Genomic DNA, 25,516 nt, shown 5'->3' with positions numbered 1-25,516 from the left:
AATGAGCCATTTTAGCTGGATGTGCATTGAGCTTGGGTCGCTGATATTTAACCCGGGAGCCCTCCATAGGGATATGTGTCCACTCGTACCTTTCTGAGATCGAAGCAACGCTTCGCAGCTCGCCGAACGCTTTATCGTGTAAAGTCGTGCTTTAGCGCGGCCTTTGCGCAAGGTGAAATGCACAAAGCACACTGGACCAAATTACTGTACAATACTCCCAACAAATTACTAGATTAGGGCTTTGCGGCGCCTAGGGTAATTTCAACCCTCTGTACCATGCCGGTACTTCAACGGGTTAAGAAACGTTGAACATATAATGGAATTAAGAACAATAACAATCACCCAGGACAGTCCAAATGAAAGTCTCAGACTTATCGAGCGACCATTCAGACATTGAGGTTATCGCTAATTGGTATTACCAGCAATGGGACAGTAAAGACCCAAATGCAACATTGCAAAGCGTGACTGACAAATTATCCTCATCTGATTCGCGAACAGGCTTTGCCGCCTATATTGGCGATGAGTTGGTTGGTGCGGGCGAAATCACGCAGCGAATAACGTCCAGTTATTCAGGCTATCAGCATTGGCTTGATGGCGTGTATGTGCCGACTGAGCATCGTGGCAAAGGCATCTCAACGGCTTTGGTTGAGTTTGCGATTGCCAAGGCAATTAAGCTCAAGTTGCCTGCACTGTATCTTCGCTGTGAAGCTCATCTGGTGAAATTATATGAATCTCATGGATTTAGTGTCATTGATATGGACGGACAGAAGTTCATCATGGCACACACATTATACATAGGAAGTCTTTGTGGCAATAAGTAGTAACACGCAATTAATCGAGTATATTGCGAAATCAAAAAAGCCGAAGTTTGTTTTTTTCTGGGGTCACCAAAAAGCCAAATCAGGTGTTTCTAAGTCCTGTTTCAGTCAATGGTATCCGGCTTACTTTGAGCAGCATGGGTTGATGTTTAAAACTGCTGAGCATTACATGATGTACCACAAGGCGATGCTATTTGATAATCATGAAGTGGCGCTGCGTATTTTAGAATGTGGTCATCCTGGCGAGGCTAAAAAGCTGGGCAGGGCTGTCACCGGTTTTGATGAAGCCACCTGGAATGCTAAGCGATTCGATATTGTTGTCAGTGCAAACATGCTGAAGTTTGCACAAAACCCTGAACTGAAGGAGTTCTTGCGTTCAACCGGCAAAAGGGTTCTGGTCGAGGCCAGTCCGGTTGATAAAATTTGGGGGATTGGTTTGGCAGAAGATCACGAATTTGCAAGTGTGCCTCAGAAGTGGAATGGACTAAACCTGCTGGGCTATGCCCTGATGGTAGTGCGCGACGAATTGTCTCAGGACACTCAAACCGCTTAACAAAAACGGGCCTGATGGCCCGTTTGTTCAATCTAGCTTAATAGCAGCGCTGATCACATCACGCGCATGCCCGGTTGTGAGCCCTCGTCCGGGTTAAGAATATAGATTTCTTTGCCACCAGGACCTGCTGCCAGAACCATGCCTTCAGACATGCCAAAGCGCATCTTGCGGGGCTTCAGGTTGGCAACCATGACGGTGAGTTTGCCGATCAGATCTTCGGGTGCATAGGCAGACTTAATACCTGCAAACACCTGGCGGGTTTCGCCACCTAAGTCCAGTGTCAGTTTCAGCAGTTTGTCTGCGCCTTCTACGTGCTCTGCGTTGGCAATTTTAGCGACGCGCAAATCAACTTTGGCAAAATCATTGAACTCGATTTCGTCCGCGATTGGTTCTTTGGCCAGTGGGCTGTCCGCCGCAGGCTGAGCGCTCTGACCACCGACTTTTTTCTCCAGGCTTTCTTTAGAAGCATCAACCATAGCATTCACCTTATCCAGTTCAACACGTTGCATCAGGGCTTTAAACTTGTTGATCTCATGGTCAACCAGCGGTGTGTCCAGGCTTTCCCAAGACAGTTGCGTATTCAGGAATGCTTCAACATTTTTTGCCATACCAGGCAGAATAGGCTTGAGGTAAGTCAGCAATGCCCGGAACAGGTTCAGACCCAGTGAACATACCTGGTGCGCACGCTCCAGGGTATCTTCATTTTTGGCCAGTACCCAGGGTGCTTCAGCGTCGATGAACTGGTTCGCTTTGTCGGCAAGGGTCATGATCTCACGAACTGCACGGCTGTATTCGCGGTTCTCATAGTGGCCGGCAATGCTGTCTTTGGCTGCGACAAAGCTGTTTAGTAATGCTTCGTCCATGACTGTGCTGCTGAGCTTACCGTCAAATTTCTTGGTGATAAAGCCTGCGCAGCGGCTGGCGATGTTTACGACTTTGCCAACCAAATCTGAATTTACGCGCTGTGCAAAATCTTCCAGGTTTAAATCAAGATCTGTTACACCACTATTTAGTTTAGCGGCATAGTAATAACGCAGGTACTCTGGGTCCAGATGTTCTAAGTAGGTACGTGCTTTGACGAAAGTACCTTTTGACTTAGACATTTTCGCGCCGTTTACGGTGACAAAGCCATGAGCAAAAACGTTGTTCGGCTTTCTGAAGTTTGCCCCGTCCAGCATCGCTGGCCAGAACAGGCTGTGGAAATAGATGATGTCTTTACCAATGAAGTGATAAAGCTCTGCATCTGAGCCCTCCGCCCAGAACTCATCAAAGTTCAGGCCCTGCTTGTCACACAGGTTTTTGAAGCTGGCCATGTAGCCGATTGGCGCATCCAGCCAGACATAAAAGTACTTGCCGGGGGCTCCAGGGATTTCAAAACCAAAGTAAGGTGCATCACGGCTGATATCCCACTGTTGCAGGCCATCTGCAAACCACTCGTCCAGCTTATTGGCCATTTCAGCCTGCAAGCTGCCTGAACGTAGCCAGGTTTTCAGCATGTCTTCAAATGCTGGCAAATCAAAGAAAAAGTGCTCTGAATCTTTCAAAATTGGCGTTGCACCAGACATCGCTGATTTAGGCTCAATCAACTCGGTTGGGCTGTATGTTGCGCCGCAGGCATCACAGCTATCGCCATTTTGGTCTTCTGCTTTACAGTTTGGACAGGTTCCCGTGACAAAGCGATCAGGCAGGAAAATGCTTTTCTCTGGGTCAAACAACTGTGAAATAGTGCGCTTTTTGATATGACCTTTGTCGTTAAGGCGCGTATAAATTAATTCACTCAGCTCGCGGTTTTCATCACTGTGCGTGCTGTGGTAGTTGTCAAATTCAATGTTGAAGTCAGCGAAATCACGTTGCCTTTCGATACTGACTTGCTGAACCATCTCTTCAGGTGTAATGCCTTGCTTTTGTGCATTCAGCATAATTGGGGTGCCGTGTGCATCATCGGCACAGACATAATAGGTTTCATGGCCTTGTTGTTTCTGGAAACGCGCCCAGATATCAGTTTGAATATATTCCAACAGGTGACCCAGGTGAGTCGGTCCATTGGCGTACGGCAATGCACTTGTTATGAGAATTTTTCTCTTTGTCATAGTTATTCCACGAATATAGAGCGGCTCAGTTTGACTCTGCAGATCTGGCGACTGGCATCACGCTCGGTGCTTATCTGGGCAGAGAACAAAAACTTCGGACCGGTCAGTGCGTCAATATATTGATAAAAGACTGACCAGAACGGCTGGGAAAATCCCGGCAGACGCGAATTTGACTGGTTTTAATGAGGTGAATGTTACATAATTCCAGCGCCCATTTCATCACCTCAAGGCGTTTTATTTGTATGTTTGGTATTGAAAAACTATTTACCAGGAAGGACCCAATCAAAGAACAGATCAAAACTCACCTGCAGCACTACCGCAGTGCAATATTTCCAATGGGAATTGATACGCAGTGGATAACAGAGATCACCCCAGACAAATCGCAGGATGGGCTCTGGCAAGTATCACTGATGTTACCTTTCGCGGCGTCAGGACAGGGCGCTGTTTTGTCCTCACATCTGAGCGATTCTCTCAATACAGATATTCAGGTTACCTGTCAAAGTAAGGTTGCGGGCACAGCTCAATTTAAGCAAATCAAACATATTGTTTTGGTGGCATCAGGTAAAGGGGGAGTGGGCAAGTCGACCACTGCCGTTAATTTGGCTGCCGGGCTTGCGTCCCAGGGCGCACAAGTTGGTGTTCTGGATGCGGATATTTACGGTCCGTCGATCCCCTCATTACTGGGACTGACTGGTCAACAACCCGAGGCAATTGATGAAAAGACTTTAAAACCGTTTGAAAAGGACGGTATTCGGGCGATGTCCATTGGCTTTTTGGTACCGGAGGATGACGCAACGGTATGGCGCGGGCCCATGGCTTCACAAGCATTAACGCAACTACTGAATGAAACAGCCTGGGGTGAGCTGGATTATTTGATAGTGGACATGCCTCCCGGGACGGGAGATATTCAGTTGACCATGACGCAAAAAGTGCCTGCCAGCGGGGCAATTGTGGTCACTACGCCTCAGGATCTGGCTCTGGCCGATGCACAAAAAGGCGTCGCAATGTTCAATAAAGTGAACCTGCCCATTATTGGTCTGATCGAGAATATGAGTTATTTTTCGTGTCAGCATTGCGGTGGTAAAAATGCGATTTTTGGTAGTGAAGGGGGCGCCAAACTGGCCGCACGTCATGGTGTTCCTTTGCTGGCTGAAATTCCGCTTGATACTGGGATCCGGGAAAACTCTGAACAAGGTGCGAACATCACCGCTCAGTCGCTGGCGATAAAAGATCACTACATTTACTGCGCGCAGCTGATCAGCAGCATGTTGTATTTACAATCACAATCGACTCAAGGGGTCGAAATTCTAATAACGGATGACTAACTAATGAGACTCTCTGACAGAGACATAAAACAAGCTATAAAGAAACAACACATTCAAATCCAGCCATCGCCGGCGGATGAGATGATCTCAGGGGTTACCGTTGACCTGCGCCTGGGCAACAAGTTTCGGGTGTTTCAGGACCATGCTGCGCCTTACGTTGATCTGAGCGGACCAAAAGAGCAGATTAATGCTGCAATGGAATCCATCATGAGTGATGAAATTGTGCTCGAAGATGGTCAGGCATTTTTCCTGCACCCTGGTGAGCTGGCGTTGGCAATGACCTATGAATCCGTGACTTTACCGGCAGATTTAGTTGGCTGGCTGGATGGGCGCTCCTCGCTAGCTCGGCTTGGCTTGATGGTACATGTAACGGCACATCGCATTGATCCGGGTTGGTCGGGAAATATCGTGCTGGAGTTTTATAATTCGGGCAAGTTACCATTGGCACTGAGGCCTAAGATGAAGATAGGCGCACTGAGTTTTGAAACCCTGAGCAGCCCTGCTGAAGCACCTTACAACATGCGAAAAGATGCGAAATACAAAGGGCAGAACAGTGCAATCGCAAGTCGGATCAGTGATGATAATCGCTGATAGCGTGAGCGCAGATTAAATCTACCAGCGAGTAAGTAGCGCACCTCCAAACGCCACTTACCGCTGTCTTACTTGCCCCTTCTTATGCCAGCAGCAGTGAGAATATTTTAACTTGATACTGGCAATTCAAACTTCAGCTTCCATACTTAACATTACCGCTACATCGCGATGTGCAAAATTGAATACGCGCACAGTGGTGTTGGTACTTATCTGAAGTCAGCGAAACAAGCCTCTGCTGCAACTGGTTCGCTGATCGGCTGAGCTATATATACCACTTGCTCAAGGAGGTTGGGATGTGGTCAGGCGTGATACGCGTGATAGCAGTATTGTTGATTGTAACGACAGGCCTGATTTTAGAGAGCCATGCTCAGCCCAGTGATCTATTCGCAGGCAATCAGGCGCCAATTTCGCTCACAACTTATAATGATGCGACAAATCAACTGACTCTGGCGGAGATCCGTCAAATGACGGCGCAAATGTCAGGGTCAAATCAGAATATTAAATTGCAGCGTGGCATTGCAACTTGGGTACGCGTCGAGATTCCGGCCAATACACAAGGTGAGCAAGTGATATATGCTCAGCCAATCCAGGGGGTTCTCAGGTTCTATCTTGAGCGCTCAGGTAAGCTGATCCAGTATACACTGATTGCTCCGGCAAAAGAGCTTGCCTCACCTGCTCAGGCGGTACTGCCGCATATTAAAGTGCCACGAAGTGAGCTGAGCGCGCAGCTTTTTATTCAGGCTCAGGGCACGCATCCCCAGGTATTATCCATTTCTATGGCGTCAGAACCCGACTTTGTGCAGTTATTTAGTCACAGAGTATTCTTGTTTGGTGTTGAGACGGGCAGTATCTATTTTGTTGCTTTTTTTCTTGTCATGATGGCTGTTTCGCAGTTCCGGCCTGGGTTACTGGCCATTGCGGGCTACGTCATACTGATTGCGGTTATCAGTGGCGCTGAGAGCGGAATAAATGTGTTGTTGTTCCCGACAGTGATGAGTGGTGCACTGGTGACATACAATAGTCAGTTCTTCTTACTTTCATTGGCTTGCTTGCTGTGTTTCTTCCATTATTTTACAGCCCAAAAGCGCCTCAATGAGCAGCATAAGTACTATCTATGGCGTTTGCTGTGGGCGCTTTTGCTGGTGGTGTGTATCAGCGCGCCACTGCATGCCAGTTACCAGCTGTTGTTTCAGGTGATGGCCGCGTTGGTTGTGACCGCTTATGTGGCCTATATACTGTGTGTGCAGCCACCCCAACATCAACGCGAAGCGCGTTTGCTAGCCCTTGTTTTTACGCCCGCATTGGTGTTACTGGTGATCCTGATGCTGGGTCAGCTGGGTGTGCTTGCCAGTTCACGCTACTACCTGCTCAATCATGCTTTACTGACGGGGCATGTGTTATTGTTGGCTTATTTCGTCTATTGGCATGAAAGGCAGAAAAAGCTGCTGTTACTCCAGTATGCAAACCATGATAAAGAAACCGGGTTACCTAATCGACATATGCTACAAAAAGCCCTTGATGGTTTGCAAAGCACGCATCAGCATCACACATTGGTGATGTTTCGACCAAAGGTACTGAGCGTGATCAGACTGAATATGGGCTGGGATTATGCTGCGATTCAGCTCAAGTCTTTATTGAAAAAAGTACAAGTGCAGTTGGATACCTATGGCCGGGTGACAATCGCCGCTGAGCCGAACAGCAAAACGCAGATCTATCGGCTGGATGACACCCTGTTTGCTATTGTCTTGCGTGGCAAGTTAGAGCTAAGCCAGGTTGAGCAATATGCATGCTTGCTGGCTTCAATTTTTGAAGAAGGGATCAATTTTAAAGGAGAGTTACTTGTTGATCAGCTTGAAATAGGCGTAGCCAGTAACCCAGTTCATGCACAATCCACCGAAGCATTAATGCAACGTGCTTTACAGGCGATATCGGCACGGCCGCTGGGCACGCAAAAATGGCAGTTGTTCGATCATAATGACTCTTTGTATTTGGAGCGGCGGGTTAAGGTGGCGTCTTCGCTGAAATATGCGGTTTCGCAAAATCAGTTTACCTTGTATTTCCAGCCTCAGGTTAAGTTGCAGCAAGGGGAGGTATTTGGTGCAGAGGTGTTGTTGCGCTGGCATCATCCCGAGTTAGGTGTTATTCCGCCGGATGAATTTATTCCTATTGCTGAAGCCTCTGGCATGATCCCTGAAATTACCGACTGGGTGGTTGAGCAGGCATTATCTTTACAAGCCGAGCTGTGCAGCATTTATTCGCAACATGTTTTGTCACTCAACGTCTCGGGCAAAGACATTGGCCGAAAAGATTTGGCGGTACAATTGATAACCCTAATCAGTCAGTTAAATTTGGCACCATCTCAGCTTATGCTGGAAATCACAGAGTCCGTAACTCTTGCTAATGAAGTCGACCTGAATGAGATCATTGATGGTTTTAAGCGCCTTGGTGTCAAAATGGCCATAGATGATTTCGGCACTGGGTATTCTTCACTGGCTTACCTGAGCCAGCTTGGAGTTGATGAGATAAAGATAGATAAGAGTTTTGTGATGAATATTGCCAGCTCAGCGACTAATCAAACGATTTGCAAGGCGACCTGTGATATGGCACACAATTTGGGCTCTATGGTAGTTGCTGAAGGCGTTGAAAGCGTGCATTGCTACCAAATGTTGAAAGCGTTTGGCTGTGATATTGGCCAGGGATTTTATATTTCCAGACCACTTCCGTTTGAAGAATATAAGGCGTGGTTAACACAATTCATTGCGCTTGACGATATAACGCAGCACCTAGCATCTGAAAATAGTTAGTTGTGGCTGTGAGCGTTGCTGCCGCGATGCTGGGGTCGGGAAAGCCGCCCTGGAGCTGTAATGTGGAGTCGAGTACGTCGTCCACTAAAAAAGCATTATGGATTTGGGGGTGATTCGCGACGACCCATTCAAATGCGCGTGCGGTTAGCTCCTGTGGTCTCGCATAATACTGGCCACCACGTGCTTTATCCAGCAACACCGCATGTTTAAAATAATCACTCGGCTCGTTTGCGCTACTGCTCAGAAATAACAAGCGAAATAATGCATCGAGCTGCTCATTAAGCGGGTGTGACAGTATAGGCGGCTGCACCAGCCAAAGTGCGGATGCAAAGTCGTGCGCGCGCGCCTCATGGAACATGTGTTTGGCAATGTAGTGGTCAAAAGCATGCCACCATTCGTGCGCGAGTGCACCGCCTCCTGCGTTCTTAGCCAGTGCCAGGGTACGCTTGTTGCTGTCATAATGGGCCTGCACACCGGCCTGTCCACCGCTACCGAAGGCCAGGTTCAATGTACCTCGTAAACCAATCGCAACAGGGGGCAGTGACAAGATCTGAGTAAGATCAGCCAGCGCATCGTAGAGCAGGTTAGCTGCAATGTACTGCTCTTCCTTACTCACCCAGGCGCCTAAGGTAATGGTTTTAAAACCGAAAGTGGTTTTGATTTCATCAAAACTGGCTTGATCGCCAAAGCGATAATCCGGACCATTACGGAAAAACTGGCGTTTTAATCGGTTAGTCGACCTGTTATTCGTCACTCAGATACCTAAGCTTTACGTGATCTGGCATGTGTCTGGTCTGTTGCTCAATCATACCAGCCAGCGCCTGATAGAAAGGGGCTGGTGAGATCTGTTCATAAAGGTGTAAAAAATGGGCGGTCGCTTCTAGGGTCGAGAGGCTGAATGCCTGCTCAGCTTTACGAATATGATACTGATTTTCAGGCAAGTTCGCGAACGACACATGTGACAGGCTCATCAACCAGGGATTAAGCATGAGCATTTTGTGTACCTTCTTCCAGGTACCGTCTAGCACGACCAATGTTTCTATGTTTGGCTGCTCTTGCTGAACTCTCGTTTCATCGAGCGTCATTGCGTTTTCAGAGGGATAAAGCAGGGCACAGACTTGCGATTTCAGTCGGCTACGGATATCGCTAAAGTCGGCTTCAGATTCCCCTTGAACGACCTCGATATTACTGAGTTGTAGTGACAGTAATCGAACGGTGTTTTTGGCTACTTTGACCTCACTGGGGTGTTGTAATACCACTATCTTACAGCGATTGTGAATGAGGCTGCCCAGGAATGGGCAAACGCATGTCCGTAATGGAAAGTGGCAGTGGTCGCAAAAGGCTCGTTTCATCGCATTATTTTACTGTTTTTTCTGTTACAGATCATATCATAGTTTGCAGTTTAGGACCCTCTTAGCTAGCATTAACAATATAGAGAGGCTTTTGCTGGGTTTGTTAGCCTGATAATGAAAAGGACTAATATGAATGTAATAATTGATGAAGCTTGCCTGGATACGATGCAGTCCCTGTTAGGTGAGCAATTTTCAGACACCTTAGTATTTTGCATCAGTGAATTTGAACGACTGGAACGTGAAGTCCGTGAGTCGTTACCTGGAGATCTGGAGGCAGCGACACGCAATGCGCACAGCCTAAAATCGAATGCGGCACAGTTTGGTGCAATGAGTTTGTCTGACAGTGCCCGTGAGATTGAGCTGTTTCTGCTTGAGGGAGATGTCAATTCTGCCAAAGAGTCGTTAGGCAACTTATCTCAACAGGTAGCTGGCTCTACTGTAAAATTGCAGCAATGGTTGATGGCCAATGCATAGAATGATGTGCTTCGCTCGCGTACGAGCGTTGCTCCAATAGGCAGCTCACTACTCATGATGAGCTGTTTTTTTCGTTACTGGCAGCTTATTCTTTTTTTGTAAAATCACTCTACTTTCCCTTAAACCTTGTTTTTATCTTCATCAAGAAATCTCCTTTTCTTCCAGTCATTGGGGCGCTATTCTAGGAGGCTGAATGGGGAGAAATAATGATAAAAATTACTAAAAGCAGCAAACTCAATGGGGTGTGCTACGACATTCGTGGTCCTGTGTTATCGCAGGCAAAGAAAATGGAAGACGAGGGCACTAAGGTTCTCAAGCTGAATATCGGCAATCCGGCTGCCTTTGGCTTTGATATGCCTGAGGATATGCACCGTGATATCATTCGTAATTTGTCAGACGCTCAGGGTTACTGTGATTCTAAAGGGCTTTATTCTGCGAGAGTGGCCGTCTATCAGCATTATCAGCAAAAAAATCTGCCAAATATCAGCGTAGATAATATTTTTATTGGAAATGGCGTGAGTGAACTTATTCAGATGGTCACTCAGGCACTACTCAATGATGGCGATGAGGTACTGATCCCGGCTCCTGATTATCCGCTATGGACCGCTTCTGTTAAGTTGTCAGGGGGGAAGCCGGTACACTATTTGTGTGACGAAGCGGCTGACTGGTTTCCGGATTTGGCTGATATACGGGCCAAAATTACCCCCAATACACGTGCGCTGGTACTGATCAATCCGAATAATCCAACCGGCGCTGTGTATAGCAAAGCTTTGCTGGAGGGGCTTATTGATATTGCCAGAGAGCATAACCTGTTGCTGCTCAGCGATGAAATCTATGAAAAGATCCTTTACGATGGTGCCCAGCATTGGTCAATTGCTTCATTGTGCGATGATCTACCCGTGATCACCTTTAATGGCCTTGCTAAGACGTATCGGGCAGCAGGTTTACGCATGGGCTGGATGGTGCTGAGCGGCAAAGTCTCCGCCATGAAAGACCTCATCGATGGCTTGAATATGCTGGCATCCATGCGTTTATGTGCCAATGTGCCGGCGCAATTTGCAATTCAGCAGGCTTTGGGCGGGGTACAGTCGATAGATGCATTGATCCAACCTGGTGGGCGGTTATATGAGCAACGCCAGATTGCGTGGCAAGGGCTGAATGATATGCAGGGAGTATCTTGTGTCAAACCCATGGGGGCGTTGTACGCATTCGCCAAAATTGACACGCAACATTTCAATGTGAAAAATGATGAGCGAATGATGCTCGATTTGTTGCGTGAAGAGAAAATTCTGCTGGTGCATGGAAGAGCGTTCAACTGGCCCCAGCCGGACCATTTCCGTTTGGTGTTTTTACCGCATATGGATGAGCTGGAGCCTGCGATGGAGCGAATGCAGCGGTTTTTTGAACACTATCGTCAGCAATAACGAATTCTGTATTGCTGATTTAGTCACATATGTTGTCAACGTACTGGTCGTACAGCGTTGGCAGCATAGCCAAAATTGTTTCCTTCGCTGCAACGTCATGAGTACTGATAACAGTTGTCAATGTTTCCAACGATAACGCCGTCATCATTTCTGTCGCACAACTACGGTGACTGATATGCCAGGGCTCAGCCGCAACACCGCCCTGGTAACGCTGATAAGGTCGAAAGAACCCAAATTCTGCCAAATGTTTGCTCAGCCAGGCATTAAATTCGCCAAAAGGTCCATCTCGCTCATATTCCCAGGGTTCGAGTTGAAGCTGCTGTCCGTCAGGCAGACAGTTGCGCGCGTAAACGTCCAGATCGGTGCCAAAGTGATGTCGGCTAGCCCCTGGCAGCGCCGAGTAGAGCATGATTGCGTGAACACGTGCTTGTGGCGATAGCAAAGACAGGTCAACTGGTTCATTTTGATTGTTCAATACCGGGCGTATGCCTTTAATCTTGTTGTTCCAGATCAGGCACTGACGATGAAAGTCGCGATGTGCCGAGGCGATACTGAAAGCAAATCCAGCGCGCTCGGCAGCTTTGCTAAGCGCGCTGAGATCACGTTGTACGGCACTGTGCACATACACATTATTGAACTCAACCAAATGGCTGGTGGAGAGGCCAGATGCCTGTGAGGCAAGCGTGCTGAGTTGGCTCATGTAAGTAGCTTTTCCAGAATTAACTCATAGATTTCCGCAAGCTGCTCGAGCGATTCCGTACTCACACATTCATTGACCTGATGGATAGTGGCATTCACTGGGCCCAGTTCAATCACTTTACAACCAGTTTGCGCGATGAAGCGACCGTCCGATGTTCCGCCAGTGGTTTCCGGGTTCGAATCAATCCCGGTGACTGTTTTGATGGCGTCCAGGGTTACACTCAGTAAGGGTCCTGGCTCTGTCAAAAAGGGCAGACCGTTGAGTGTCCAGTGAAGCTCATAGTCAAGGCTATGTTTGTCGAGTATCTCGGTCACACGTGCCTTGAGTTGCTCTGCGGTGACTTCGGTACTAAAACGAAAATTAAACTGCACATCCAGGCTGCCAGGGATGACATTACCGGCTCCGGTGCCGCCGTGGATATTCGAGATCTGAAAACTGGTAGCCGGGAAAAAAGCATTGCCCTGATCCCATTGCGCTGTGCTGAGCTCAGTCAGTGCGGGTGTACTCAGGTGGATTGGATTCTTGGCTAAGTGAGGGTAGGCAACATGGCCTTGTACTCCTTTAATGGTCAGGTGTCCCGTGAGCGAGCCACGACGGCCGTTTTTAACCACATCACCAAGTTGGTCCCTGGACGACGGTTCGCCAACCAAACACATGTCTATTTTTTCATTTCTTGCTTCAAGCAGATCCACTACCTTGGTGGTGCCATTGACAAAGGGGCCCTCCTCGTCAGAGGTTACTAAAAAGCTGATCGACCCTTTGTGGTCTGGAAAACGCGTGACAAAACGTTCAGTCGCCACCACCATAGCAGCCAGTGAGCCTTTCATATCGGCAGCACCACGGCCATGCAGCATACCGTCGTGGATTTCACCTGAAAAAGGCGGGTATTGCCAGTCACGTTCGTTGCCAACGGGCACCACGTCGGTGTGGCCTGCAAAGCAAAAGTGTGGCCCCTCATCTCCTTTGCGTGCCCAGGTATTGAGCGTATCAACGAAGAAGTGCTCTTCGACATTAAACCCCAGCGCACTCAGGCGAGCATTAATCATTGCCTGACACCCGGCATCCTCAGGGGTGACTGAAGGGCGCTGGATAAGTGCCCTGGCCAGTGCGACTACGTCACTGTGTGTCTCACTCATAGCGAGAAAATTTCCTGATATTGCGGCGCTTTAAAGCCCAGGTGATATTGGCCTGCGTGCAGCAGAATAGGGCGCTTTATCATGGCGGGGGCGGCTAACATATGTGTTTGTGCACTGTCAGCGTCCAGGTTTTGTTTGTCTTCATCGCTGAGTCCACGATAGGTAGTACCACGTTTGTTCAGTACGTTTTCCCAGCCCAGTGCCGCAACAAATTCAGCTAGCATTTGCGCGTCGAGCCCGTCTTTGCGGTAGTCGTGAAAGGTGTAATTGATGTCGTTTTGTTCAAGGAATTTCTTTGCTTTTTTAATCGTATCGCAGTTGCTGATACCGTACATAATGGTGGTCATAAATTACATGCTCTGGATAATGTGATAAGCGGATCTTTACCCGCAGTGACTTGATTTAAAGGATAATAACATGGTCCCAGTTTGTCTGCATTGAGCAATAACAGGGTGCCCAGCACATCAACATCGCTCGGTACATCGAAGTAGCACAAGATATCTCCCATCGCGACGTGCTTTTTGCCATAGCTGTGCTGGATGAGGTGTTCTGTTCTGCGGTACTCTGCCGGGATCAGAAGGTGCAATAGCAGGAGCAATCCCGATTTTGTTCTCAGGACAAACTCACAGCCATGTTGACTGATTTTTTCTACCTTGGCAGGGCAGGGTGCCAGCATCATCGCCGAATTCAATTTTACACAGACTCCGGGGCCCAGCATACCGCTTGAAAATAATGCCTCTGGGTGCTGACTTGCAGGGTGGACCTTGCCCGTAAAGGGGCTGGCAATGTGCATGATTGGGTTAGCAATTTGGGCAATGGGGGCGTAATTAATTTGCTGTGATAAATGCATCAGACAAACAGGTATCCGTCTTTTTTGAGCGCCTTAATAGCGTCAGGAAGTTGGGCTTCTTTAACCAGAATATAGTCAGTGTCGTAGGTGGAAATGGAAAAAATGGAGACATTGGCACTGGCCAAGACGCCAGATATATTGGCCATGATGCCAGTGAGTGAAAACCCAAGTGGGCCAATGACTTCCAGTGCGCGCCAGTGTGGCTCAGTGGCGAAACTATTAAAAACCAGGTCGCTGGGGCAGACAATTGAGAGTTCTTCAGAGGTTTTGGCGATGAAGAAGATCTCAGCTGATATTACTTCGGCGGGCACAGCCTGATCACTATCCAGACTATGGATGGTAAAATTGTGTGGCAATACCTGTAATGTTTGCTTCGACATATCCGAGTCCCGACACCTGTGACTCTGTAATAGTATAGTCAAGCATGGCCAAAAGAAACCTTTTTCCGTTGGCTGCACAGCCTGTCAGGTTATAATTCGGGAAGTAGGCGAACTTCCCGAATTAGACTACGGGTAATCCGGAGATGTTAGTGGTCGTTTTGTCCCGCCTGGATTGCGGTCAGTGCAATGGTATACACGATATCATCAACCAGTGCACCACGGCTAAGGTCGTTCACGGGCTTACGCATACCTTGTAGCATGGGTCCAATACTGATCAGATCGGCACTCCGCTGAACGGCTTTGTAGGTGGTGTTACCAGTATTGAGGTCCGGGAATACAAACACTGTCGCCTTGCCTGCAACTTTACTGTTCGGCGCTTTCTTACGTGCCACATTTTCCATGATAGCAGCGTCGTACTGTAGCGGTCCGTCAATATCGAGATCCGGGCGTTTTTCCTGCGCAATGCGGGTTGCCTCACGTACCTTGTCTACGTCAGCCCCCTGGCCAGAAGTACCCGTACTATAACTGATCATGGCCACTTTGGGCTCAATGCCAAATGCGGCGGCAGACTCAGCAGATTGAATCGCGATATCAGCCAGTTGCTCTGCGGTTGGATCAGGGTTAATGGCACAGTCACCATAAACGAGGACCTGATCGGGCAGCAGCATAAAGAACACGGAGCTAACCAGGGATGAATCCGGGGCCGTTTTGATGAGCTGAAGTGGCGGACGGATCGTGTTTGCAGTGGTGTTGACTGCACCTGATACCAGGCCATCGACCTTATCTTCAGCCAGCATCATAGTTCCCAGTACCACATTGTCTTGTAACTGCTCAGCAGCGACCACTTCAGTCAGGCCTTTGTTTTTGCGCAGTTCAACCATAGGTGCAATGTACTTCTCAACTTCTTCCTGCGGGTCTAGAATGGTGACATTGTCGTTGAGCTCAACACCTTGTTGTGCAGCGATACGTTCTATCTCTTCGCGCTCACCCAGTAGTACCGTTTTAGCAATCCCACGCTCGCCACAAATTGCTGCCGCTTTAATTGTACGAGGCTCGTTACCTTCCGGCAGTACTATGGTCTTATTTGCTTTTCGCGCAGAATCGGTCAATAAGAAGCGAAAGGCTGGCGGCGATAATTTTCGTGTTCGGGCTACACCCTGAGCCAACGAATCCAGCCATTCAGCATCAATGTTATCAGCGTTATGCTGCTTTACTTTGTCGATACGCTGTTCATCGTCAGCAGGCACTTCCATGTTGAAATTGTGCAGCAGCAAAGATGTTCGCCAGGTATCGGCTGTGGTCGCCAAGATAGGCAGGCCAGTTGCCATAGCCTGCTCACACAGCTCCATGATTTTGGCTTCTGGTTTGAAACCACCGGTGAGCAAAATGGCACCCAGCTTAGTGCCGTTCATGGCACTCAGACAGCCAGCAACGAGAATGTCAGAACGATCACCCGGCGTAACCAAGAGTGCACCTGGCGTAAAATGGTTCAGGATATTTGACACTGTTCTGGCACAAAAGGTCACGCGTCTTAAACGTCGGTGCGCCATGTCTCCTGCGTTTATCACTTCTGCACCCAGGTAATTACTCAGATCAACGACACGTGGCGCAACAAGGTCAAAGTCCCAGGGGATAGCGCCCAGCAACATAAATGGGTGTTTACGGAAGACGGGTAACGAGGCGAGCCTGTTCAGTTCATTTTCAAGCTGCTCGGGCTCATGTTGATCAACCAGATCTGCGCGCGCTCGGCCATCTTCGTCCAACGGTGCGTTTACTTTGTTAAAGATGCAACCCAGTACCCGCGGATGGTCGACGCCACCATAGTTACCGGCGGCAATCTCCAGACGATCCTCGAGTTGATCATTGCTGTCATTACCCGGGGTGAGCACAAATACGATGTCCGCACCGAGCGTTTGCGCGATTTCCCGATTGACACGACCTGCATAAGGCTGACGGCGGGTAGGGACCATCCCCTCGATAATAGCTACTTCACCCGGGTTGATAGCGCTTTCAAAGCGCTCAACAATTTCTTCCAGTAAATCGTCGCCTTTCCCGTCACCGATCATTTGCTCTGCGTAGCTGAGCTCAAACGGTTTTGGTGGAGAAATCGAAGAGCCTTGTTGTACGATTAAAGTTGATTTTTCAGGGCCGGTGTCTTCTTTTCGTGGTTGTGCAATCGGTTTAAAAAAGTTAACCGCAACGGCTTTTTGTTCTAGCGCACGGACTATCCCAACTGACACTGACGTTAAGCCAACACCGGTGGAAATAGGGATTAACATAATACGACGGCTCATGGCTTATTGCTCCTGTGCCAGTTGCGCTGCATCATGGGCAATCACCCACTCTTCATTGGTAGGGATGACTAATGCCTTGGGGCCAGTACCTGTGCGTGTAATTTCGCCCTGTTTGCCAAAGCGAGCATCCAGGTTTGCTGTCTTATCAATGGTCATACCCAAGAACCCGAGTTGCTCGACAACTTTTGCCCGGATCACATCTGAATTCTCGCCAATACCGCCGGTGAACACCACGGCATCTACGCCACCCAGAGGCACGGCAAAACTGGCAATTTGTTTAGCTAAGCGATAACAGAACATCTCCAGTGCCAGCGTTGCTTGTGGGTGTCCGTCCGCTGCCGCTTCTTCAATGGTGCGGCAGTCATTAGACAATTCGCTGATCCCCAACAGGCCACTTTGTTTGTTCAGTAACGTGTCGACTTGCTCAACGCTGTAATTAAGCTGATTAACCAGATAGGAGAAAAGCCCTGGATCGATGTCGCCACTGCGAGTGCCCATGATCAGACCCTCCAGTGGCGTGAGCCCCATGCTGGTATCGACGGATTTTCCGTCTTTTATCGCACACACTGAGCACCCATTACCGAGGTGCGCAGTAATAATACGAGAACTTTTCTGCTCAAGCCCTAATGCTTTGATGGCCTGAGTCGATACAAAGTAGTGGCTGGTACCATGGAAACCATAGCGACGAATACCATGGGTTTTATACAGGTCATAAGGCAAAGCGTACAGGTAGGCACTGGGAGCCATGCTCTGATGGAACGCAGTATCAAAGACGGCAATTTGGGGTAAGTGGCTAAATGCCTGCGTTGCTGCGTCAATACCCAACAGGTTAGCTGGATTATGCAATGGCGCCAGATCCGCTGTTTTAACGATGGCCTGATGTACTGTGTCATCTATCAGTGCGGATTGTGTGAAGTGCTCACCGCCATGTACGACGCGATGACCCACGGCAACCAGTTCTTTGTCCAGACCCAGGGATTTGACCAGCTCGACGAGTTTGTCGATAGCAATTTGATGTGCATCGCCTGCATTGAGTGAGATGATGTGTTTTTCGCCATCGTGTTTATATTTAATTTGTGGGCTGTCTTCGCCAAGGCGTTCAGCGAGGCCAGAAAGGTGTTCCTGAGCGGTTGTTGGGTCTATGATTGCGAACTTGAGGCTGGAGCTGCCACAATTGAGTACCAGAACATGGGTAGATGACATAATGACTATCCGTTTTGACAATAACTGTTATTGCGTATTAAGCTAAATGAAAAGGCGCGTTTAGCTTAATATTAGACTAAGGTATAATTGACGAGTATAAAGTTAATTTTACCCGATTTTTTTGAGAAACGTTAGGCCATCGATATTGGTTTATCGTGTTTTATTGCGAGTTTTATTGATTGTTAAGCAAGCGCTAGTCGATGGCAGGTAAGCAATGGGTTAATGGTGTTGCTTGGTTTCCTGGAATTGACTAAATGTAAGTTGCCCGTTGCGGTTTTAAATCAATATAATGCGCAGAGAGTTTTCCCTCGCACCCGGGAGTTATGATGCAGAAAAGTCTTATTTCACAAGTGCAACTTGGACGTCAGTACGCCAAAGAATGGCCAATGCGCAAGGAATTGACGCTGTTATTTCCCGAATTCAGAGTGATCAAAGCCACTGAGTTTGCCCTTCAGGTGATGCCTGCGCTGGCGATTATTTCGGTCTTTATCCAGACTTCATACTTGGGAATGGCTTATTTACCTCAGGCTATTACGATTGCGTTGTTCTTCTTGTCTTTGCCTGTCCAGGGGTTGCTCTGGCTGGGTAAGCGGGCTGATACACGGTTGAATCCGGCTTTGAATAGTTGGTATAAGGAGCTTTATCACAAAATGGTGGCTAATGGGTATCAGGCCGATGCTGCACGAGATCCCAAGTATCGTGAATTGGCGAAACTGCTAAACGATATGTTTGAAAAAATGGACAAAGCATTTGCAAAAGAAAACCTCTGACATGTCAGAGGTTTTTTTGTTCTAAAAGGATTAATCAGTCATCTGTTCAGATTTTTGATAGCGAGTGATCAGAAAAGAAAACGTTACTTCGTGGAAGTTTGCCTGCTCTAATGTCTGGTAATGGCTTTCTTTAAACTTCCACGCAAAAGGCGTCATTTTGATCAAGTGCTTAATGACGTCTGTTGAGACTTTATGCGTCTGTTCGAGGTGCTCCTGAACTACTTCAGTAAAGCCCTGTGGGCAATCCGGTGCGTCATGTAATCTCACTTCATCGTAAATATGTGTTTTAAGCTCGTACAAGTGCTTAGGACCAGGGCTGACAACCAGCAACTGGCCATCAGGTTTGAGTAAACGGGCCATTTCATCAGCAAATACCGGCGCAAAAACACTCAGCAACACATCTGCTTCATGTTCCACAAACGGTGCATCTTTGATCGAAGCAACGCTGAACTGGACCTGAGGGTAGCGTTTTGCCGCATAACGGATAGCCGGTTTTGAGATGTCTACACCAAATACCTGGCTGGTTGCAGGCAGGGCGTTGGCAATTGCCTGGGTATAAAAGCCCTCTCCACAGCCCATATCGATAACAGAACCACAGGGCAGCGCGGCTATGGTGCGCGCCAGATGAGTTTGTAAAAATTGATAGTGCTCGGTGGCAAAAAAGTTTCGCCTAGCCTGAACCATATCCAAATTATCACCCGGCTGACGGGATTTCTTAAACTGGACCGGGAGGAGATTAACATACCCTTCTTTCGCTACATCAAATTGATGATTGTGCTCACAATGCAGCGTTTTGTGTTGCTCAGCCAAAGGCGCTGAGCAAATGGGGCAGCGATAATGTAGCGTCATTTATCTAAGTAATCCCTATCATAAAAAGTTTTAACCCAGTATGGGCGGTAAGTGATCAGTAAGGTGATGGCCATGCCATTAAGCATGGCTTCCGGGAACCACATGATGATCGCATAAAAGATATAATTGTCGACCAGCACAGGCCAGTCATAAAGGCCGATACTCAGGTAATATAGTGCACTTATCGCTATTTTACTGGCTGCAACCAGGCCTCCGCACAAAAATGCACAGACAAAGATATAGACAAAGAAATGGCGATTGAGAAAGTGATAACAGAGTAAAAACAGGCTGTAGCTGAGGTAAACCGGAAGTAGCGCGGTAAATAGCCAGAATGTCCACAAGTTATCGATGGGCATGGGGCCAAAGAAATAACTGAGCAAAGTTGCGAGTGTGGTGGATAACAGGCCCATATGCCAACCGAGCGTGAGAGTTGCTGCAGTGATCCCCAATATATGGATGGACAGGTGTGGCAAGATGCCAGCCTGGATCTGCCACAGCAACGCCAGCACCAGAGCACATGCGAGTACGCCGGTTTGTCTTGCCGGTGTTTGTAGCAATGCCTGGTACTGCTGTTTGTTGAAGCTCAGGGCGAATAAGCCCATGGCCATGAGTGCTGTGAACATGTCAGTTACAGGTCAAAAGTCGCCCAGACTGGCGCATGATCTGATGGTTTTTCGATACCGCGCAGCTCATAGTCGATGTCACTTTCAACACATTTGGCCATCAATGGCGCAGTGGCAAGGACAACGTCGATGCGCAGGCCGCGGTTGTCGTCAAACCCTTTAGAACGATAGTCGAACCACGAGTACTTTTCGCTTGCATCCGGTGTTAGCTCACGGAAAGTATCTTTCAGGCCCCAGTCGAGTAAGGTTTGCAGCCATTCACGTTCTATGGGCTGGAATGAACACTTACCCGTTTTTAGCCAGCGCTTACGATTAGGTTCACCGATGCCAATATCCAGATCGACAGGAGAAATATTAATGTCACCCATTACAATTAAATGCTCACTGTTATCGGCAGTGTTTTCCAGGTGGGTCATCAAATCCACATAAAATTGACGTTTATACGGAAACTTGGTTTCGTGGTTAATGTTGTCACCCTGCGGGAAGTAACCATTCATAACCGTAACATCTTCACCGCTATCGCTTTCAAAGGTGCCGATTATCATGCGCTTTTGTGATTCTTCTGTGTCTGTTAAGAATCCCTTTTGGATCTGTTTAGCCGGCTTTTTTGAGAGCAGTGCTACACCATAGTGGGCTTTTTGACCGTGAAAATAGACGTGGTAGCCCATCGCTTCAACGTCAGCAACTGGGAAGGCTTCATCATGGACTTTAATTTCCTGCAAACCGATGACATCAGGGTGATGCTTGTCGATCAGAGCCTGGAGTTGATGCAGGCGGGCACGCAGACCATTTATATTGAATGAGATAACTTTCATAGTTGTTGTTCTTTAATGTGCAGAATAAAGTGATGGTAAGTCTATCACTTATGTCTGCGTGAATGGAGAGGGTAGTGCGATTTTACATTGTTAGTAATTGGGCTTGAAGACAGCTTAACTGTGGGTGTGATTTGCGTTCCATAAAGTGGTATTTATGATGCGTTGATTTGTTAATGAACGCGAAAATTGTAACCGCTTTAAAGCGCCTGATTAGGGAGTTGTGAATAGGCTATTAAATGATCAGGAAAGTTTGTTTTTACCATTTACACGGAATATCTTGTATATATAATGCGCACCAATTCGTTCATTTGGGGTAAATTATGTTTAAGTCTCTCTCTCTTGTTACACTGATCTCGATTGCATCTTTTTCTGCTTCTGCTGGCGCACAGGTTGTGAGCGGCAATGCATCACCAGAATCTAAAGTATGCGCCATCGCGGCAGAGCAAGGTCTGAGTGCTGCACGTGCGTATGGTTCCAAGCACGGTGTGTTCGTATCACGTTTTTCTAAAACACTTGAGTGTAACGGCGAAGACATTCGTTCATTTGCCAAGCAAGTTAAAGCTGAGTCGGCGAATGAGCAAGCAAAAGTAAAGCTTGTGGCTAAAAATGGAACGGTTGCAACTGAATTATGTCTTAAGGCGGCTAAAGAGGGACTATCTAGCCTGGATAAATACCGTCATCAGGCTCGTAACCTGAAGTGTAACGATGTACCTGTTAAGCAGTTTATTAAAAATATCAATAATACTGCTATCTAAATATTTGCTATCAATGCAATTAAAAGCCCGGCCTGGTATGCCGGGCTTTTTGATCTCAGCGAAAAATTCACTCTTGGGCCGTGAAAATCTAGTGTTTGCTTAATCTATAACCTTTTTTGTTTTTTAAGTTTGATGTTTTGTATTTATGTGTTCTTAAGTTGTTTTCTGTGTGTTATAAAATATTTGCAATTACAAATATAATTAACACTATGGAGAAGAGGAAGAATGAAAAAGGGGATTACACTCACTGCACTGGCAGTTTCAACAGTACTTGCAGGTAGCCTACAAGCAGCGAAGGCTGAAGAGGGTGAAGTAGAACGTATAGAAGTTACAGGTTCGCATATTAAGCGCTCTGATATGGAAGGACCTTCGCCAGTACAAAGCATCTCTGCGGCTGATCTGGCCGCAACAGGTTCAACCGACCTGATAGGTGCGTTACAAAAGTTGCCAGTCGCAGGTACTGGTACTTTTAGTACACAAGGAAACTCGAGTGATGATACGGCAAACGGTGGCTCCAGCGTTGCGCTTCGTGGGCTTGGGGCATCATCTACTTTGGTATTGATTAACGGGCGACGGGTTGCGGTCAGTCCGTTTGCAAAAGACATTGAAACGTCATTTGTTGATTTAAACACTATACCGGTTTCAGCAGTAAAGCGTGTTGACGTGTTAAAAGACGGGGCATCGGCAACCTATGGTTCAGATGCGGTTGCAGGGGTGATTAACATTATCCTGCGCAACGACATCGATGGTTTTGAGGTGGCGGCTAAAATTTCTGATACCTCAGACGGTGGCGGAGAAGAGCAGAATTTCACGTTATTATGGGGTAACTCAACCAGTAAAGGTCATCACAACTTTACGCTTGACTACTTTAAGCGCGGCGATATTTTTTATTCAGACAGAGATTATACAGCTACGGCTGATCAAACTTTCCGGGGCGGTAATAACTCACTGAGTTCGTCGGGCTTCCCTGGCAGCATTGAAGTGGTGCGTAGTATGTTGACGGACGAGCAGTGGGAGCGGCTGCCCGTAGTGCGCACAGAAGATGATGGAACTCAGGTTCGTCAAACTTTGTTCGCTGACGTGTGGGGAAATGATGTTTGCCCGGCTGATATGATCATAAACGAAGTTTGTCGTTATGATTATGCACCACATATGAGTTTAGTGCCTTCAACTGAGCGAGTTACTTTTAACTATAATGGTGTACAGGAGATCATGGACGGTGTCGAAGGTTTTGCGGAATTTTCAGCGCAACATGCCTCAACCTTTATCCAGGGGGCCGGTAGCCCGAGCTTTACGGAGCTGAATATGGCAGGTGATAACCCTAATCACCCCTTAGCTGATCAGCCCGGTCATTACCTGCATGGTGTGGATATCTCAATGCGCCGTCGTACCGTAGACATTGGTAACCGAAAGAAAGACGTCGACTCAGAATACTATCGCGCTGTGATGGGTATGCGAGGTCAGTGGCAGGACTGGGAGTGGGAGTTTGCGTATTCCGCTATTCGTTCCAGTGCTGTTGAAAAAGGCTTCGATGGTTTCCCGAACAAATTGCGTGCCCAGCAAGCAATTGATACAGGGCTTTGGAACCCGTTTGAACCCAGCACGAATACACAGGCAGGGTTGGATTTCTTTGAGACCACTACAACGCGTTACGGCTCATCCACTATGCAGTCATTAGACGGTACTATTTCTGGTGAATTGTTTGAATTTGGGGATGGTTATGTGTCGGCGGCATTTGGTTTTGAGCACCGCTATGAAAAAATTGAAGATAACCCGGATAGTCAGTATATCCGAGGAGAGATCTTTGGTACAGAAGCGACTCAGGCGAATGGTGACCGCGATAATACCGCAATATTCGCGGAATTCAGTGCCCCGTTACTGGAGAACTTAGAGCTTCAACTTGCACTACGTCATGAAGACTATAGCGATTTCGGTAATACGACCGATCCTAAGGTGGCATTTCGCTGGACGCCCATCGATTCTGTGGTAGTTCGCGGCTCCTGGGGAACAGCATTCCGTGCTCCTTCGCTTGTTCAGTTACATCTGGGTCGCACTGATGAATCACCAAGCGTGATTGATAAAGAGCGTTGTAAACAAACAGGTGATGATGCCGATTGTTCACCGACTGAATATACAGCAATCGTCGCAGGTAATAAGCAATTGCAGCCAGAAGAGTCGGAAAACTTCAATCTGGGCGTGATTTGGCAGGCGACGGATACCTTCAGCATTGGCGTGGACTATTGGAACTATGATCAGGAAGATCTGATTAAGAAAATTGGTGCTCAGAAATTGGTTGATTGTTGTGGTACCGATCCGAATCTGGTGGTGCGTGCACCGAATCAGGGAAGTACCTTAGGTCAAATCCTGACAATCAACGATACCTTTGTGAATATTGGTGGCCGAGAAACGGATGGTTTAGATCTGGACATCGAATATTTGCTGAATACGTCTGATATGGGTGAGTTCCGCTTCAATTACAATCTGACTTATACGCTGAATTTTGAAGAGCAGTCATTGGAAAGTGATGACGCCGGCAATACCAGCACCGTCGTAGAAGATCTTAATGGTGAGTATCAGCACCCGAAATACCGCTGGACAGCAGGGGTTGATTGGTCAATGGATGACTTTGTTGCCAACCTGAGTTTCAATTATGTCGATAAGAATTTAGATCTGGCAGACAGCAATGGGAACAAGTATGAAATTGACTCCTGGACGACGGTTGATACCAGTGTCAGTTATGTCGGTTACGACAAACTAACAGTAACCTTAGGTGCGTCAAATTTGTTGAATGAAGAGGCGCCGCTGGCTCCATCTGAGTCGATGGGGATTGATAACAAAACCCACAGTGCTCTGGGTCGTCAGGCCTACCTGAAGTTTGGTTATAAATTCTAACTGAACCTGGTTTGGACATTATATAGCCGGTGATATCGTACAGATAACACCGGCTTATGAATGATAATTTAGTGCTGGATTTCAGGTGGGAAGTTAGCCAGGATTTCAGTAACGGTTTTGTTAATAGACTCGGTACGTTGCTCCGGCGTTTGTTTAGCACGTATTCTGCTTTCTTTGGCACCGCGCCAGACCAGCTGATTAGAAGTGCGGTCAATAATGTCTACCACAAGTGTGCCTACCTTGTACTCTCTTGCTGTCGTATGGTGGTCTACCCCCCAACCCCAGTAGCTCCAACGCGCACCATAGCTGACTTTAAAAGTATCCACTTCCAGTTTTTTATCAACTGCGACATGATAGTTGATCAGTATATCAGCCACTGTGGCATCAACCAGCTTGAATCCCTGATTTGCCATTTGCTCAGTAATGGCATTACGAATGCGTTTTTCCATTAACCCGTTGATCTGATAATTTTGCGGCCGAGCTTGCAGGCTGGCTTCTGCTGACCAGGCATAGGTTTTGTAGTTTGTAAATTCAACAGACTTGTCGTAATCCCAGTCCGGGGTGGTGCCACAGGCACTGAGCATCAGTAAACTTGCCACGACGGCAAAGGTCCTGGTGCTGACAAGGTATTTTTTAAATTGGCTCAGCATGGTTTACTCCTTAAAAACAAAAAATCTAACGCTTACCTTAGTATACGACAGTTAAAGCACGAAGATCATCACAAAAAAGGGCACTCAATTGTGCCCTTTTGATATTAATTGTGTTCGACTTCGATCCAGTCTTTTTCGTCAACCCAGTTCTGGCTGCCCTGATTGACG

At 47.6% G+C, this 25,516-nt stretch carries 24 protein-coding genes; 10 read left to right on the top strand and 14 right to left on the bottom strand.

Features of this window, described 5'->3' with window-relative positions; all coding sequences use genetic code 11:
* Window positions 1-356 precede the first annotated feature (356 nt).
* Complete coding sequence (locus tag MHN31_RS23250) at window positions 357-821, top strand: GNAT family N-acetyltransferase (RefSeq protein ID WP_239445438.1); 465 nt, start codon at window positions 357-359, stop codon at window positions 819-821.
* Window positions 808-1,371: an NADAR family protein gene (locus MHN31_RS23245; protein ID WP_239445437.1), complete on the top strand. Its 564-nt coding sequence runs from the start codon at window positions 808-810 to the stop codon at window positions 1,369-1,371. The genes MHN31_RS23250 and MHN31_RS23245 overlap by 14 nt, the downstream gene beginning before the upstream one ends.
* A 53-nt stretch (window positions 1,372-1,424) precedes the next feature.
* On the opposite strand, the gene metG is transcribed toward MHN31_RS23245, so the two are convergent.
* Window positions 1,425-3,461, bottom strand: coding sequence for a methionine--tRNA ligase (metG, locus tag MHN31_RS23240; RefSeq protein ID WP_194867391.1), 2,037 nt, complete (start codon window positions 3,459-3,461; stop codon window positions 1,425-1,427).
* A gap of 242 nt (window positions 3,462-3,703) precedes the next feature.
* Here metG and MHN31_RS23235 point away from each other — a divergent pair, with 242 nt between their 5' ends.
* The 3 genes from MHN31_RS23235 to MHN31_RS23225 all read left to right on the top strand — a co-directional run bounded on the left by MHN31_RS23235 (window position 3,704) and on the right by MHN31_RS23225 (window position 8,181).
* On the top strand, window positions 3,704-4,786 hold the full coding sequence (locus tag MHN31_RS23235) for an Mrp/NBP35 family ATP-binding protein (RefSeq protein ID WP_194867392.1): 1,083 nt from the start codon (window positions 3,704-3,706) through the stop codon (window positions 4,784-4,786).
* 3 nt (window positions 4,787-4,789) lie between these two features.
* Entirely contained in the window at window positions 4,790-5,377 is a 588-nt protein-coding gene (gene dcd / locus MHN31_RS23230) for a dCTP deaminase (protein ID WP_125563969.1), read from the top strand.
* A gap of 293 nt (window positions 5,378-5,670) precedes the next feature.
* Window positions 5,671-8,181 carry an EAL domain-containing protein gene (locus tag MHN31_RS23225; RefSeq protein ID WP_194867393.1) on the top strand — a complete coding sequence of 837 codons (2,511 nt, stop codon included), beginning with the start codon at window positions 5,671-5,673 and terminating at the stop codon, window positions 8,179-8,181.
* On the opposite strand, the gene MHN31_RS24430 is transcribed toward MHN31_RS23225, so the two are convergent.
* Window positions 8,132-8,935: a CLCA_X family protein gene (locus tag MHN31_RS24430; protein ID WP_239445436.1), complete on the bottom strand. Its 804-nt coding sequence runs from the start codon at window positions 8,933-8,935 to the stop codon at window positions 8,132-8,134. The two genes, MHN31_RS23225 and MHN31_RS24430, sit on opposite strands and share 50 nt — an antisense overlap.
* Window positions 8,925-9,533 carry a tRNA-uridine aminocarboxypropyltransferase gene (locus tag MHN31_RS23215; RefSeq protein WP_125563974.1) on the bottom strand — a complete coding sequence of 203 codons (609 nt, stop codon included), beginning with the start codon at window positions 9,531-9,533 and terminating at the stop codon, window positions 8,925-8,927. The genes MHN31_RS24430 and MHN31_RS23215 overlap by 11 nt, the downstream gene beginning before the upstream one ends.
* Before the next feature lie 129 nt (window positions 9,534-9,662).
* Here MHN31_RS23215 and MHN31_RS23210 point away from each other — a divergent pair, with 129 nt between their 5' ends.
* Window positions 9,663-10,007, top strand: coding sequence for an Hpt domain-containing protein (locus tag MHN31_RS23210; protein WP_010381640.1), 345 nt, complete (start codon window positions 9,663-9,665; stop codon window positions 10,005-10,007).
* 206 nt (window positions 10,008-10,213) lie between these two features.
* On the top strand, window positions 10,214-11,431 hold the full coding sequence (locus MHN31_RS23205) for a pyridoxal phosphate-dependent aminotransferase (protein WP_125563975.1): 1,218 nt from the start codon (window positions 10,214-10,216) through the stop codon (window positions 11,429-11,431).
* A gap of 19 nt (window positions 11,432-11,450) precedes the next feature.
* Here MHN31_RS23205 and MHN31_RS23200 read toward each other — a convergent pair whose 3' ends face one another.
* The 7 genes from MHN31_RS23200 to MHN31_RS23170 all read right to left on the bottom strand — a co-directional run bounded on the left by MHN31_RS23200 (window position 11,451) and on the right by MHN31_RS23170 (window position 17,994).
* On the bottom strand, window positions 11,451-12,131 hold the full coding sequence (locus MHN31_RS23200; protein ID WP_239445435.1) for a M15 family metallopeptidase: 681 nt from the start codon (window positions 12,129-12,131) through the stop codon (window positions 11,451-11,453).
* Window positions 12,128-13,267 carry a succinyl-diaminopimelate desuccinylase gene (gene dapE, locus MHN31_RS23195; RefSeq protein WP_194867397.1) on the bottom strand — a complete coding sequence of 380 codons (1,140 nt, stop codon included), beginning with the start codon at window positions 13,265-13,267 and terminating at the stop codon, window positions 12,128-12,130. The genes MHN31_RS23200 and dapE overlap by 4 nt, the downstream gene beginning before the upstream one ends.
* Window positions 13,264-13,614, bottom strand: a complete 351-nt coding sequence (locus MHN31_RS23190; protein ID WP_125563981.1) for an ArsC family reductase — start codon at window positions 13,612-13,614, stop codon at window positions 13,264-13,266. The genes dapE and MHN31_RS23190 overlap by 4 nt, the downstream gene beginning before the upstream one ends.
* Window positions 13,611-14,117, bottom strand: coding sequence for a PTS glucose transporter subunit IIA (locus tag MHN31_RS23185; RefSeq protein ID WP_239445434.1), 507 nt, complete (start codon window positions 14,115-14,117; stop codon window positions 13,611-13,613). Before MHN31_RS23185 ends, MHN31_RS23190 begins: the two co-directional genes overlap by 4 nt.
* On the bottom strand, window positions 14,117-14,497 hold the full coding sequence (locus tag MHN31_RS23180; protein ID WP_239445433.1) for an ACT domain-containing protein: 381 nt from the start codon (window positions 14,495-14,497) through the stop codon (window positions 14,117-14,119). Before MHN31_RS23180 ends, MHN31_RS23185 begins: the two co-directional genes overlap by 1 nt.
* Window positions 14,498-14,643: 146 nt before the next feature.
* Window positions 14,644-16,791: a phosphate acetyltransferase gene (gene pta / locus MHN31_RS23175; RefSeq protein ID WP_125563985.1), complete on the bottom strand. Its 2,148-nt coding sequence runs from the start codon at window positions 16,789-16,791 to the stop codon at window positions 14,644-14,646.
* Between the two features lie 3 nt (window positions 16,792-16,794).
* Window positions 16,795-17,994, bottom strand: coding sequence for an acetate kinase (locus MHN31_RS23170; RefSeq protein ID WP_239445432.1), 1,200 nt, complete (start codon window positions 17,992-17,994; stop codon window positions 16,795-16,797).
* Between the two features lie 326 nt (window positions 17,995-18,320).
* Between MHN31_RS23170 and yfbV the strand changes: the two genes are divergently transcribed.
* Window positions 18,321-18,764, top strand: a complete 444-nt coding sequence (yfbV, locus tag MHN31_RS23165) for a terminus macrodomain insulation protein YfbV (protein WP_125563988.1) — start codon at window positions 18,321-18,323, stop codon at window positions 18,762-18,764.
* Between the two features lie 30 nt (window positions 18,765-18,794).
* Here yfbV and rlmA read toward each other — a convergent pair whose 3' ends face one another.
* The 3 genes from rlmA to xthA are packed head-to-tail and all read right to left on the bottom strand — an operon-like array spanning window position 18,795 to window position 21,051.
* The gene (gene rlmA, locus MHN31_RS23160; protein ID WP_239445431.1) at window positions 18,795-19,613 is read right to left on the bottom strand and encodes a 23S rRNA (guanine(745)-N(1))-methyltransferase; all 819 of its coding nucleotides are present in this window, start codon (window positions 19,611-19,613) and stop codon (window positions 18,795-18,797) included.
* Entirely contained in the window at window positions 19,610-20,236 is a 627-nt protein-coding gene (locus MHN31_RS23155; protein WP_239445430.1) for an energy-coupling factor ABC transporter permease, read from the bottom strand. Before MHN31_RS23155 ends, rlmA begins: the two co-directional genes overlap by 4 nt.
* 5 nt (window positions 20,237-20,241) lie before the next feature.
* Complete coding sequence (xthA, locus tag MHN31_RS23150; RefSeq protein WP_239445429.1) at window positions 20,242-21,051, bottom strand: exodeoxyribonuclease III; 810 nt, start codon at window positions 21,049-21,051, stop codon at window positions 20,242-20,244.
* A 320-nt stretch (window positions 21,052-21,371) separates the two neighbouring features.
* On the opposite strand from xthA, the gene MHN31_RS23145 reads away from it, so the two are divergent.
* Both MHN31_RS23145 and MHN31_RS23140 read left to right on the top strand, forming a co-directional pair.
* Window positions 21,372-21,806, top strand: a complete 435-nt coding sequence (locus MHN31_RS23145) for an exonuclease III (protein WP_125563995.1) — start codon at window positions 21,372-21,374, stop codon at window positions 21,804-21,806.
* Window positions 21,807-22,031: 225 nt separating this feature from the next.
* Window positions 22,032-24,698, top strand: a complete 2,667-nt coding sequence (locus tag MHN31_RS23140) for a TonB-dependent receptor (RefSeq protein ID WP_239445428.1) — start codon at window positions 22,032-22,034, stop codon at window positions 24,696-24,698.
* 68 nt (window positions 24,699-24,766) lie between these two features.
* On the opposite strand, the gene MHN31_RS23135 is transcribed toward MHN31_RS23140, so the two are convergent.
* Entirely contained in the window at window positions 24,767-25,348 is a 582-nt protein-coding gene (locus tag MHN31_RS23135) for a DUF4136 domain-containing protein (RefSeq protein ID WP_239445427.1), read from the bottom strand.
* Window positions 25,349-25,516: the final 168 nt, after the last annotated feature.

It is taken from the genome of Pseudoalteromonas sp. McH1-42, assembly GCF_022347845.1.
GTDB classification, from domain to species: Bacteria; Pseudomonadota; Gammaproteobacteria; order Enterobacterales; family Alteromonadaceae; genus Pseudoalteromonas; species Pseudoalteromonas rubra_D.
The sequence above is the reverse complement of the archived record's forward strand: the minus strand, read 5'-3'. Positions and strand labels throughout refer to the sequence as shown.

Bases quoted from the DNA above. Each gene is read 5' to 3' on its own strand.
- MHN31_RS23145 (WP_125563995.1), top strand. From the start codon at position 21,372: ATGTTTAAGTCTCTCTCTCTTGTTACACTGATCTCGATTGCATCTTTT.
- MHN31_RS23140 (WP_239445428.1), top strand. From the start codon at position 22,032: ATGAAAAAGGGGATTACACTCACTGCACTGGCAGTTTCAACAGTACTT.
- rlmA (WP_239445431.1), bottom strand. From the start codon at position 19,613: ATGACGCTACATTATCGCTGCCCCATTTGCTCAGCGCCTTTGGCTGAG.
- MHN31_RS23185 (WP_239445434.1), bottom strand. From the start codon at position 14,117: ATGCATTTATCACAGCAAATTAATTACGCCCCCATTGCCCAAATTGCT.
- MHN31_RS23210 (WP_010381640.1), top strand. From the start codon at position 9,663: ATGAATGTAATAATTGATGAAGCTTGCCTGGATACGATGCAGTCCCTG.
- yfbV (WP_125563988.1), top strand. From the start codon at position 18,321: ATGCAGAAAAGTCTTATTTCACAAGTGCAACTTGGACGTCAGTACGCC.
- MHN31_RS23200 (WP_239445435.1), bottom strand. From the start codon at position 12,131: ATGAGCCAACTCAGCACGCTTGCCTCACAGGCATCTGGCCTCTCCACC.
- dcd (WP_125563969.1), top strand. From the start codon at position 4,790: ATGAGACTCTCTGACAGAGACATAAAACAAGCTATAAAGAAACAACAC.
- MHN31_RS23250 (WP_239445438.1), top strand. From the start codon at position 357: ATGAAAGTCTCAGACTTATCGAGCGACCATTCAGACATTGAGGTTATC.
- MHN31_RS23135 (WP_239445427.1), bottom strand. From the start codon at position 25,348: ATGCTGAGCCAATTTAAAAAATACCTTGTCAGCACCAGGACCTTTGCC.
- MHN31_RS23190 (WP_125563981.1), bottom strand. From the start codon at position 13,614: ATGACCACCATTATGTACGGTATCAGCAACTGCGATACGATTAAAAAA.
- metG (WP_194867391.1), bottom strand. From the start codon at position 3,461: ATGACAAAGAGAAAAATTCTCATAACAAGTGCATTGCCGTACGCCAAT.
- pta (WP_125563985.1), bottom strand. From the start codon at position 16,791: ATGAGCCGTCGTATTATGTTAATCCCTATTTCCACCGGTGTTGGCTTA.
- MHN31_RS23235 (WP_194867392.1), top strand. From the start codon at position 3,704: ATGTTTGGTATTGAAAAACTATTTACCAGGAAGGACCCAATCAAAGAA.
- MHN31_RS23170 (WP_239445432.1), bottom strand. From the start codon at position 17,994: ATGTCATCTACCCATGTTCTGGTACTCAATTGTGGCAGCTCCAGCCTC.
- MHN31_RS23225 (WP_194867393.1), top strand. From the start codon at position 5,671: ATGTGGTCAGGCGTGATACGCGTGATAGCAGTATTGTTGATTGTAACG.
- MHN31_RS23205 (WP_125563975.1), top strand. From the start codon at position 10,214: ATGATAAAAATTACTAAAAGCAGCAAACTCAATGGGGTGTGCTACGAC.
- xthA (WP_239445429.1), bottom strand. From the start codon at position 21,051: ATGAAAGTTATCTCATTCAATATAAATGGTCTGCGTGCCCGCCTGCAT.
- MHN31_RS23215 (WP_125563974.1), bottom strand. From the start codon at position 9,533: ATGAAACGAGCCTTTTGCGACCACTGCCACTTTCCATTACGGACATGC.
- MHN31_RS23155 (WP_239445430.1), bottom strand. From the start codon at position 20,236: ATGTTCACAGCACTCATGGCCATGGGCTTATTCGCCCTGAGCTTCAAC.
- MHN31_RS23180 (WP_239445433.1), bottom strand. From the start codon at position 14,497: ATGTCGAAGCAAACATTACAGGTATTGCCACACAATTTTACCATCCAT.
- dapE (WP_194867397.1), bottom strand. From the start codon at position 13,267: ATGAGTGAGACACACAGTGACGTAGTCGCACTGGCCAGGGCACTTATC.